A 10,584-nucleotide genomic window follows, 5' to 3' on the forward strand; every position below is an offset into this window, starting at 1 on the left:
TTATCGGTAGAAATAACTTATTCAGCTTCTTTCTTGAGTTCGTATTTGTCAGCTAATTCGCCTGTAATCTCTTTGCCTTCCATATCGAGGGCTTTTAAGTAGCCTTCTGCAACGAAGTATTTGCGGTTATCACCTGCCTTGTCGAGTTCAATGACAGAAGTGTTCTTGCTGTCAAAAGCGAAGCTACCTTTGCTTTCAAATGCTTTGCCATCACCTTTGCCTAAATAAGTCTCTTTGATCTCGTAAGTTTTATCTAGGTTGAGCTTAAGCTCAGTCTTAATCCCTTCGCAATCTGCGCATGGAAGTACACCAGTATACGTACCATTCCAGTCTAATGAATTTTCTGCGGTATGTGCACTATCAGCGATGACTTCAGAGCTTGCTTCTGTTGTGGTTGCTGGGGGTGTTTGCTCATCAGTTTTTGGGGTTTCTGCTTTATTGCATGCAACTAAAAAAATAGATGCCAAAGAAATTGCGATTAGTGATTTTTTCATCTTAGATATAACCTTGTGAAAACATTAATATCCAAGTTATTAGATTTTAAAAAGAAATGGTAGTAAGGGAATGTAAGGGTTATTTAACCTTTGGTAAAGCAAGACAAGTTAACCTTGTCTTGCTTTGAAGCGAGGGTTTGATTTGCAAATGACAAATAGCTTGCCACGACGCTTAATAATCTGGCAGTCAGCACTACGACGTTTTGCACTTTTAAGGGATGAGCAGACTTTCATTTTAGGTCTTGATGAATTTGTGTTATGTTATAATATTTCGCTTATTTGAGCATGTAGAGTTAGTCTTATTCTTTGGTGGGGTAAATGTTAATAATAAAAAAGCCCTTATCTTTCGATAAGGGCTTTTTTGAATCTGGAGCGGGAAAGGAGACTCGAACTCCCGACCCCAACCTTGGCAAGGTTATGCTCTACCAACTGAGCTATTCCCGCAATAGGACGCATTATAGAGAGTTTCATTCAAGTGTCAACTCTTTATAATGCTAAGTGTTTAATTAATCAGCACGTCGCCAGATTGTTCCTTGACGTGTATCTTCCAAAACCACACCTTGATCCAATAAAGACTGGCGAATGCCATCAGCTTGAGCAAAGTCTTTGGCCTTTTTCGCATCAACACGCTGTTGAATAAAACTTTCAATTTCAGCATCGGAAAGGCTAAGTGCTTCCTGACCAATATCTGATTTTAGGAATTCATCTACATCATGCTGAACCAGACCAAGAATGTTGGTTAAATGACGCAGAGTAGAGTAAAGCAGCGTTGCTTGTTCCGCTTGCTCTTCTTTCACCGCGCGATTAAGTTCTTTATTCAGTTCGAACAATACCGCCATTGCTTCAGCGGTATTGAAATCATCACACATCGCATTGTTAAAGCGTTCTACAAAGTTTTGCTCTAATGTCTCAACCGTTTTTTGACCATACACCTGTTGATAGGCTTTAAATGAATGATAAAAACGGCTTAGCGCAGTTTTTGCTTCTTTTAAAGCCACATCAGAGAAGTTAACTGGGCTGCGATAATGCGAAGACACGATGAAGTAGCGAATCACTTCAGGATGGAATTTCTCCATCACATCGCGAATGGTAAAGAAGTTGCCTAAAGACTTAGACATTTTCTCGCCATCAACATTGATGAAACCAACATGCATCCAATAATTAACATATTGTTCACCAGTCGATGCTTCACTTTGTGCGATTTCATTTTCATGATGCGGGAACATCAGATCTGAACCACCCCCATGAATATCGAAATGATTGCCTAGGCAGCAAGTCGACATTGCAGAGCATTCAATATGCCAACCTGGGCGGCCATTACCCCAAGGTGAAGCCCAAGCAGGTTCATTTGCTTTGGCATGTTTCCACAGTACAAAGTCAAAGGGATGTTTCTTTTCAACTTCAACATCCACACGCTCAGATGCACCCGCTTGCATATCATCCAATTTACGACCAGATAAACGACCGTATTTATTGAACTTGCTCACCTCAAAATAAACATCGCCATTGCTAGCAGGGTATGCAGCCCCTTTGTCAACCAATGTACCGATCATATTTTGCATTTGATCAATATATTCAGTTGCTTTGGGCGCCTCATCTGGTTCAGCACAACCTAAGTTAGCCGCATCTTCATTCATTGCCTGAATAAAACGAGCAGTGAGTTGTTGGATGCTTTCACCATTTTCATTGGCGCGGGCAATGATCTTGTCATCGATGTCGGTAATGTTGCGAATATAGCGAACTTTCCAACCTTGGCTGCGCAGAAAGCGAATGATGTAGTCAAATGCAACCATAACCCGAGCGTGCCCGATATGACAGTAATCGTAAACCGTCATACCACAGACATACATATCGATTTGACCTTCTTTACGTGGGACAAATTCAACTTTTTTACGTTGCTCAGAGTTATATAGAACAAAAGGTTGCATAAGGGTTTTCAAACACTCTACAAAAATCGTTATTCATCATAACGTATGCACCATATTTCATAAAGTTATCAGCAGAAAAAAGATGGCTTTCATTTGCAATATTTCTTTATTCAAAACCAATTTGACTCACTGTCCGAAGTTGAACTTTTTTTTGCGAAATAATAATAAATCACAGCCGTTGCCAGAATGCCGACCAACCAAGAGATATCAATACCACCTAACATGGTCACGATGTGACCCGTGTAAACTTTACTATGAATAAACGGAAGTTGTAGTAACACGCCCATGATATAACAGCCAATGCCGATATGATTCCAGCGGCCATATTTCCCATCTGGATCATATAAGGCGTCAACATCACATTCTTCTTTAGAGATGAAATAGTAGTCTACAAGGTTAATTGCACTCCAAGGAATGAAGAAGGTGAGTAGGAACAGAATGAATGCTTTAAAGCTGTTTAAAAAAGTATGTTCACCAGCAATTGCGATGATTGTAGAAATGGCAACCATAGCCAGTACAATACCTAAACGCGTCATTCTTGAAATTTGATAGCGCGGTTTGAAGCTATTCCAAATGGTTGCAATACACATGAAGCATCCATAAGCATTCAGCGTGGAGAGTGTGACCTTACCAAAGGCGATACTGAAATATAAGAACGTAATGATCAGTGCGACGGCGTTCATTCCCACGACATATTGCACCTCATTTCCGACAAAGCCGCCTTGTGAAATCTGTGCAATCAATACACCCAAAGTCATGGAAATTTGCGAACTGAGGAGTGAACCTAAACCAACAGCCAAAAAGACACGGGTGGAGGAGGTGTTTGACGGTAGGTATCTGGAATAATCGGCTACATAAGGACCGAATGAAATTTGCCAAGAGGCCGAAAGCGAAATTGCTAACAAAAATGAGGACCAGCTAAACTTTTGAACGGCAATTAATTCTGAAAAGTTTGAATGAGTTAAAATTTGAGTCAAAATAATAATAAAGGCAATTATGCCAATAACGCTTGCAACTTTTCCGACCCAGTGGATTAGGCGATAACCAATGGTGGCAAAGATCACAATAAAAGCCGCATAGATTAAAATTCCAGTGCTATTGCTGACATTGATGAGTTGTGCGATCGCTTTACCTGCGAGAACTTCACCCGTGGCTGTAAACCCAATGTACATTAAGCAAACTAAGAGAATCGGAATGCATGCACCATATACGCCAAATTGCACGCGGCTTGAAATCATTTGAGGAAGGCCAAGTTTGGGACCTTGTGCTGCATGCAATGCCATGACGATGGCACCGAAGCATTGGCCAATCAATAAACCGATAATCGACCAAAACACATCACCACCCAGTACAACGGCCAAAGCACCTGTAACGATCGCTGTGATTTGTAAATTAGCACCAAACCACAGGGTAAATTGGCCGAAAACACTGCCATGTCTTTCGTGTTCTGGAATGAAATCAATACTGCGGTTTTCAATAAATTGATGTTTTTCTTTCCCATCCACTGAGGTCATCTTTTTACTCCGTATCCTTGAAGCACTTTTCGTCATAAAAAATACCTAATTATTGCTTAGGTATGATCATGTATGATCTTATTTGTATATGTATATACAACTTGAGTTAATAATAAGCAAGTTTTCCTGTGAAGTATAGAAGGGATCTACGATTAAGAATGAATGTACATATGCCTAACTAAATTGGGATTCAACATATGGGTGTATAGCCCAAATATTATGAGTCCTATTTCATACTTCATCTCTTCATTTTTCATGAAAACTTATACATTTAGAAACGTGTATGATTTGCAGATATGTTAGAATCGCCACCATTCTTTTGATTAAAATCATCTACCATCAGGTGGATAGAGTATTATTTTGAGTCAAACTCATATGTCACACACTATAGATTTCCAAAAAAGCGCATTAGAAACGTTGCGTGTCGAACAACAAGCCATAGATGTCTTAACTGCGCAAATTGATGAACGCTTCGATATTGCATGCGAAATCCTTTTGCAATGCCAAGGACGTGTTGTTGTAACTGGTATGGGTAAGTCTGGTCATATCGGTCGTAAAATGGCAGCTACCTTTGCATCGACTGGAACACCATCTTTCTTTATGCATCCAGGTGAAGCAGGCCATGGTGATCTAGGAATGTTAGTGCGTGGTGATGTACTGATTGCAATTTCTAACTCAGGCAAGAGTGATGAAATCATGATGTTAATGCCTTTAATCAAGCATTTAGCTGTGCCTTTAATTACCATTAGTCGGGATAATAAAGGACCAATGCCTCAAAATGCAGATGTGGCATTGACATTAGGTTTAGCTGACGAGGCTTGTCCTTTAGGCTTAGCACCAACATCAAGCACTACAGCAACATTAGTGTTGGGGGATGCATTAGCTGTTGCGCTATTAGAAGCACGCGGTTTTACTGCGGATGATTTTGCGCGTTCACATCCAGCTGGAGCCCTAGGTAAACGGTTGCTTTTGCATGTGAAGCATTTGATGCATACAGGTTCAGAATTACCAAAGGTTCGCCCAGATACACCAATGAATAAAGTGTTATATGAAATTTCTGATAAGCGTCTGGGTTTAACCACGATTGTCGATGAAAATGATACCTTATTGGGTATTTTTACCGATGGTGATTTACGTCGTATGATTGACCAGCAACAAGGCTTCGATGTGAACTTAGCGGTTTCTGAAGTAATGACTAAAAATCCACTAACGATTTCACAAGAAGCGCGTGCGGTGAAAGCTTTAGAAAAAATGCATGACAGAAAAGTGAATCAATTTGTAGTTGTTGATGATGCCAATAAAGTGATTGGTGTGATTAGTATGCATGACCTCATTCAGGCAGGAGTAAATTAAGCCATGGCATCTTATGCTTTACAAGAACAAGCACGTCATTTAAAAGCACTGGTACTTGATGTGGATGGGATTTTAAGCGATGGCTTTGTTACATTAACCAATTCAGGTGATGAGATTAAATCATTTGATATCCGTGATGGCTTGGGAATGAAGCTGGTTCAACAAGCGGGTATGAAAGTAATTATTATCACAGGTCGAAAAAGTCAGATTGTTGAAAAACGGATGTCTGATCTTGGTGTAGATTTGGTATTCCAAGGACGTGAAGATAAAGGGGTGGCATTGCGTGAAGCTTGTGCTCAATTGGATCTATTGCCCGAAGATTGTATTTATATGGGCGATGACTGGCCTGATCTATCTGCATTTGCTATCGCTGGTATGAAAGTTACTGTGCCTAATGGACATGAAGAAGTACGTCGTCGTGCTAATTTAGTGACCCAAGCGATGGGTGGTCGTGGTGCTGTACGAGAAGTATGCGATATGTTGTTGATGGCAAAAGGTGTTTACCAAGAACTGCTTGAAAAATATCTTGCTGTACCACATTAATATAGTGTTGATTCGCTCAAAGGTTAGGTAACCCTGTTTATGGATACCAAAGTTTTATATGTTGTTGCTGTTGTAGTCGCTTCTATAAGTGGTGGCTACTATTACTACAGTGGCAAAGCAAAAAAGTTGGATGTTGATTCAGCCAAGAATATGACCTATTCAGCCCAGGGTGTTCATTTAACTCAAACTGACGAGCAGGGCAATTTGTATATGCGAGCTGAAGTTAAACAGCTACAACAGAATATGCAACAAAAAACCTCCCAGCTTGATCAACTGAATGCGGTGATGTACAAACAGGGCAAACCTGATGCAACATTCTATGCAAAACAAGCAAATGGCTATGATGATAATACTAAAGTCATTTTGCTTGGAGATGTTGTTGCAACGAAACTGTCCGATCAAGGTAACAAATTAGAGTTTCATACGGATGAACTCACTGGTTACCCAAAAACAAGAGAGCTTGAAACACAACATCAGGTGATAGTTCAATCACCATCTGCTGAATTTGTGAGTCAAGGTCTTAAGGCTAATTTAAATAATGGTCAATATGAGTTTTATAAAATTCGAGGAAAGTATGCGCCAAGTTCTTAATTCCAAATCTCGTTCTACTTTCCTTAAACAACTAAGCTGCGTTGCTGTTGTTGCACTTTCTTCTGCAGCTAGTTTTGCTTTGCCATCGGATCGTAACCAACAGCTTTCTTTGGTTGCGGATCGTGCAACCTATAATGATAAAACAGGTATAACGACCTATACAGGCAATGTTGTGATCGAACAAGGCACCATGAAGCTTCAAGCTGATTCACTTGTTGCAAATTTAAATAGCAAAAAAGAAATTCAAATCATTACGGCCAAAGGTCAGCCAGCAAAGTTCCAGCAGCAAATGGATACCAATAAGGGCTTAGCTCGAGGTGAAGCACAGACGATCGTGTACAATGCAGATACGGGTATTCTTACTTTAACGGGTAAAGCATACCTTTATCAGGATGGCTCAAGCATTCGTGGTAATAGCTTAAAATACAGCATGAATAAAGGTGATGTAGAGGCACAAGGATCTTCAACTAACCGTGTGCAAATTATTATTCCACCTTCAAGTTCAAAAAGTTTCCCAGGGGCGCGTGATTAATGGAACAATCAATGCAGCAACCACAGACGCTCTGTATCAAGCACTTAGCGAAGAACTACAGTAAACGTTGGGTAGTAAAAGATGTTTCTTTTACTATGCAAAGTGGACAAATTGTTGGTCTGCTTGGGCCAAATGGTGCAGGTAAAACGACGAGCTTTTATATGGTCGTCGGTTTGGTTCGTATGGATAAAGGCGAGATTCATTTAGATAATCTGGACTTGTCTGATCTGGCGATGCATGAGCGTGCACGTAAAGGTATTGGTTATTTGCCTCAGGAAGCTTCAATCTTTAGAAAGTTGACGATTGCTGAAAACATTATGGCAATTTTAGAAACGCGTAAAGATTTGAATAAGCAACAACGTCAGCAACGCCTGAATGAATTATTAAATGATTTTAAAATTAATCATATTAAGGATTCATTGGGGATGAGTGTGTCTGGTGGTGAGCGTCGCCGTGCTGAAATTGCTCGTGCTTTGGCTGCCGATCCTAAGTTTATGCTTCTAGATGAACCATTTGCTGGTGTCGACCCAATTTCTGTTGGTGATATTAAAGATATTATTCAAACACTTAAGGATCGTGGTATTGGGGTTCTGATCACGGATCATAACGTACGTGAGACTTTAGCAATTTGTGAAAAAGCTTATATTGTGAGTGAAGGGTCTGTAATTGCAGAGGGCACACCACAAGAAATTCTAGATAATGAGCAAGTGCGTAAAGTATATTTAGGTGATGATTTCGTCGTTTAAATCGGCCGATTATCACTTTTAAAAAAGAACCGTAAGGTTCTTTTTTTGGGGTAAATAAAATAATAAATGGTTAAATATTGAGTTGTTGATGAAGGGGTGGCTTATATTTTATCCTAATTGTATGATAAATATATATTTTATAGATTCCACTATAAAGGCATAATCTATTAAAATGCGAACTGTTTTACAAAAATATACATATATCTAGCGATGAAATTATGTGCGGAACGTAGTGTTTTTTATAAAAAAATGCTTAAAATGAAAATGCTGAAATGATAACAATACGAAAAAAATATGAACTTGCACAACGATATAAAAGTGAATAATGGATCATGGAAAAAAAGTATGGATTTTAAGTGGTTACTTTATGTAGCAACCTTGTCTGTGCCAATGACACATGCAACAACTCCAAGTGAACAGTATCACACTTTAAAGAACAATATTTCTCAGCTTTTTGTCCCAAAAAGTAGTGATGAGTTTAAAGTGGCACAAATGCAGAAATTAAGTAATTTTTCTGTTGATGCTTCACTCGGGAGTGATTTGCCTGTGGTTGGATCAGGCCGTCCTCAAGTCGATACCGTTCCTGCTGCTTTCTGGCAGAATCAGCGAAAAGTACTCAAAGATGCGGTACAGCGGAACCCTGAAATTTCGCAAGGAATTTCATCATTAGCCTCACAAAATGCCAATATTGATGTTGCCAAATCTGGCTACTATCCACAGATAGGTGGTGGGGTCAGCACAGGTGATTTGGGCAAAAAAAGTACTCGAGGCCAACAGTTACTCACTTTAAGTGCTGCACAAATGCTTTATGACTTTGGTAAAGTTAAATCAGGTGTTGATGTCGAAAAAGCCAAAGTTGTGGTTGGGCAAGCGAATGTTCTAGTGAAAATTGATGATATTTCATTAGATGTTGCGCAAACAATTGTTAATATTCAGCGTTATCAAAAACTGATCCAGATTGCGAATCAGCAAATCGCAGGGATTAAGCGTATCCAAGAGATGGCTAATCTGCGTGCTAATGCGGGAATTAGTAGTCAGGCTGATCCGATACAGGCCCAATCTTATTTGCAATCCGCTCAATCAGCGATGATCGCGCAACAATCTTTGCTGAGCCAATATCAGCAGCATTTGTATACCTTATTAGGTTTTGATACACGAAATGTACAATGGGCGATTTCAGAAGATTTTGTAAAACAATCAGATTTATATGCTGCACCGCAGTTCAATACCATTCCACAAATGATCGCAGCTCAGGCTGGAATTGAGGTTGCCCGTAATCAAAAATTACAGACACAGATTAGTAATTATCCGACACTATCTGTAAAAGGAGAACTGAGTCAAGCTTTACATGGTAGGAACCCTGGAAATGATAAAGAGGGTGGGTTCGATAGTGCGATTATGTTGGAAGCTAGTAGCCAGTTCTATCAAGGTGGGGCCACATCCTCGAAAACTCGTGCGGCTAGTTTTGCTGAAGAGGCAGCAAAAGCACAAGTCAATGCGGTGTATTTAAAAGTATTGGATCAGATTCGAACCAGCAGAGAACAAATTGAAAACAAACAACGTCAAATGCAGGTTTTAGCAGGACAACAAGCAACAACAATACGAACAAGAGAACTTTATCAAGAACAATATAAGTTGGGAACACGGACTCTGGTTGATCTGTTAAATGCAGAACAGGCGATTCATAGTGCGAATTCAGAGGCAGAAACAGCACGTTATGACATTTACAGCAGTATTGCTCAATATATTGCTGCAACAGGACGTTCTCGCCAAGCCTATGACCTCAATAATATAAAAATCCAAGGATTTGAGGTACAACCATGATTACTACAAAAATAAACTATCAGCCTTGGTTACAAGCCATACTGACCATTGCAAAGCATTATCGAATTGAACCTTCTGAGGAACGGATTCGCCTGCAGCTTGACTGGAATCAAAACCAGAATCTAGATGAAGTTTTAGTGTTAATCAGCAGACAGGTTGGATTAAACCTTAGAAGAGTTGCCTTTAGCGACGACGTGATTAACCCTTGGCGTTTACCTGTATTGGTAGAATTAGCCGACGGGCAGGTTGGTGTTATTGATAAAGCTGACGGTTCAGGCCATGTCAGTGTTCAACTAAGTGGCGATCAAGGTCTATCCCAAAAATTTGCCGTTGGCGCATTGAAGCATATTATTAAAAATGTATATGTGCTCCGCCCTGAACAGTCAGTACCCGATGCGCGTATTGATGAATATATCAAACCATACGAGGCAAGCTGGTTTTGGTCAATTGTATTGCAAGACTGGAAACGCTATATCGATATCATGTTGGCCTCAATGATTGCCAATATTTTGGCCTTGGCCACGATTATTTTTTCAATGCAAGTCTATGACCGAGTTGTTCCATCACAGTCGATTCCAACACTTTGGGTACTTGCGAGTGGTGTACTCATTGCTGCGATTTTTGAGTTTGTATTAAGACTTTCACGGGTTTATATCTCAGATATTATTGGTAAAAGGGCAGATTTACGAATTTCTGATCGCGTATTTGGTCATGCAATTCGGATTAAGAATAGTGAGCGCTCTAAGTCAACGGGAACCTTTATTTCTCAGATCCGTGAGTTAGAAGGTGTTCGAGATCTAGTGACATCAACGACCATGGGGGCCATTGCCGATTTACCCTTTTTCTTTTTATTCCTGATTATCTTCGCAATCATTGGTGGTAACTTATTTTGGGTCATGTTATTGGTCGTGCCTCTAATGATCTTGCCTGCAATTTTGGCACAAAATAAATTGGCACAGCTTGCACAAGAAGGGATGCGTGAATCTTCGATTCGAAATGCAATTTTAGTAGAAGCAGTACAGGGTATTGAAGATATTAAATTAGGGGCTTAGGAAGTTA

The 10,584-nt window shown here is 39.9% G+C and carries 10 protein-coding genes, 1 tRNA gene and 1 pseudogene; 7 read left to right on the plus strand and 5 right to left on the minus strand.

Annotation, left to right across the window (positions count from 1 at the left end; translation table 11 throughout):
• Positions 1-17: 17 nt before the first annotated feature.
• The 5 genes from B2727_RS01255 to B2727_RS01275 form a co-directional block, all read right to left on the minus strand.
• Complete coding sequence (locus tag B2727_RS01255) at positions 18-494, minus strand: copper resistance protein NlpE (protein WP_005202498.1); 477 nt, start codon at positions 492-494, stop codon at positions 18-20.
• Positions 495-602: 108 nt separating this feature from the next.
• Complete coding sequence (gene ykgO, locus B2727_RS01260) at positions 603-728, minus strand: type B 50S ribosomal protein L36 (RefSeq protein WP_081400817.1); 126 nt, start codon at positions 726-728, stop codon at positions 603-605.
• Positions 729-862: 134 nt separating this feature from the next.
• Positions 863-938, minus strand: a tRNA-Gly gene (locus tag B2727_RS01265).
• Between the two features lie 62 nt (positions 939-1,000).
• A complete protein-coding gene (gene cysS, locus B2727_RS01270; protein ID WP_005202499.1) occupies positions 1,001-2,422 on the minus strand; it encodes a cysteine--tRNA ligase in 1,422 nt (473 codons plus the stop codon).
• Between the two features lie 110 nt (positions 2,423-2,532).
• Positions 2,533-3,936 carry a purine-cytosine permease family protein gene (locus B2727_RS01275; protein WP_005202501.1) on the minus strand — a complete coding sequence of 468 codons (1,404 nt, stop codon included), beginning with the start codon at positions 3,934-3,936 and terminating at the stop codon, positions 2,533-2,535.
• A 375-nt stretch (positions 3,937-4,311) separates the two neighbouring features.
• On the opposite strand from B2727_RS01275, the gene B2727_RS01280 reads away from it, so the two are divergent.
• From B2727_RS01280 to B2727_RS01310, 7 genes and pseudogenes are all read left to right on the plus strand, one after another.
• The gene (locus B2727_RS01280) at positions 4,312-5,289 is read left to right on the plus strand and encodes a KpsF/GutQ family sugar-phosphate isomerase (protein ID WP_005202503.1); all 978 of its coding nucleotides are present in this window, start codon (positions 4,312-4,314) and stop codon (positions 5,287-5,289) included.
• A 3-nt stretch (positions 5,290-5,292) separates the two neighbouring features.
• Positions 5,293-5,832: a KdsC family phosphatase gene (locus B2727_RS01285; protein WP_005202504.1), complete on the plus strand. Its 540-nt coding sequence runs from the start codon at positions 5,293-5,295 to the stop codon at positions 5,830-5,832.
• Positions 5,833-5,871: 39 nt separating this feature from the next.
• Complete coding sequence (lptC, locus tag B2727_RS01290; RefSeq protein ID WP_004808434.1) at positions 5,872-6,423, plus strand: LPS export ABC transporter periplasmic protein LptC; 552 nt, start codon at positions 5,872-5,874, stop codon at positions 6,421-6,423.
• Complete coding sequence (gene lptA, locus B2727_RS01295; protein ID WP_005202505.1) at positions 6,407-6,955, plus strand: lipopolysaccharide transport periplasmic protein LptA; 549 nt, start codon at positions 6,407-6,409, stop codon at positions 6,953-6,955. The genes lptC and lptA overlap by 17 nt, the downstream gene beginning before the upstream one ends.
• The gene (gene lptB / locus B2727_RS01300; protein ID WP_017402170.1) at positions 6,955-7,701 is read left to right on the plus strand and encodes an LPS export ABC transporter ATP-binding protein; all 747 of its coding nucleotides are present in this window, start codon (positions 6,955-6,957) and stop codon (positions 7,699-7,701) included. Before lptA ends, lptB begins: the two co-directional genes overlap by 1 nt.
• A gap of 345 nt (positions 7,702-8,046) precedes the next feature.
• Entirely contained in the window at positions 8,047-9,525 is a 1,479-nt protein-coding gene (locus B2727_RS01305; RefSeq protein WP_241345202.1) for a TolC family protein, read from the plus strand.
• Positions 9,525-10,568 (plus strand): annotated as a pseudogene (locus B2727_RS01310) (ABC transporter transmembrane domain-containing protein); the annotation flags it as partial. The gene B2727_RS01305 and the pseudogene B2727_RS01310, both read left to right, overlap by 1 nt.
• Positions 10,569-10,584: the final 16 nt, after the last annotated feature.

Origin of the sequence: Acinetobacter sp. UBA991 (genome assembly GCF_002292065.1) — a bacterium.
Taxonomy (GTDB): Bacteria; Pseudomonadota; Gammaproteobacteria; order Pseudomonadales; family Moraxellaceae; genus Acinetobacter; species Acinetobacter higginsii.

Coding starts and splice junctions, on each gene's coding strand:
- B2727_RS01255 (WP_005202498.1), bottom strand. CDS start 494: ATGAAAAAATCACTAATCGCAATTTCTTTGGCATCTATTTTTTTAGTT.
- ykgO (WP_081400817.1), bottom strand. CDS start 728: ATGAAAGTCTGCTCATCCCTTAAAAGTGCAAAACGTCGTAGTGCTGAC.
- cysS (WP_005202499.1), bottom strand. CDS start 2,422: ATGCAACCTTTTGTTCTATATAACTCTGAGCAACGTAAAAAAGTTGAA.
- B2727_RS01275 (WP_005202501.1), bottom strand. CDS start 3,936: ATGACCTCAGTGGATGGGAAAGAAAAACATCAATTTATTGAAAACCGC.
- B2727_RS01280 (WP_005202503.1), top strand. CDS start 4,312: ATGTCACACACTATAGATTTCCAAAAAAGCGCATTAGAAACGTTGCGT.
- B2727_RS01285 (WP_005202504.1), top strand. CDS start 5,293: ATGGCATCTTATGCTTTACAAGAACAAGCACGTCATTTAAAAGCACTG.
- lptC (WP_004808434.1), top strand. CDS start 5,872: ATGGATACCAAAGTTTTATATGTTGTTGCTGTTGTAGTCGCTTCTATA.
- lptA (WP_005202505.1), top strand. CDS start 6,407: ATGCGCCAAGTTCTTAATTCCAAATCTCGTTCTACTTTCCTTAAACAA.
- lptB (WP_017402170.1), top strand. CDS start 6,955: ATGGAACAATCAATGCAGCAACCACAGACGCTCTGTATCAAGCACTTA.
- B2727_RS01305 (WP_241345202.1), top strand. CDS start 8,047: ATGGATTTTAAGTGGTTACTTTATGTAGCAACCTTGTCTGTGCCAATG.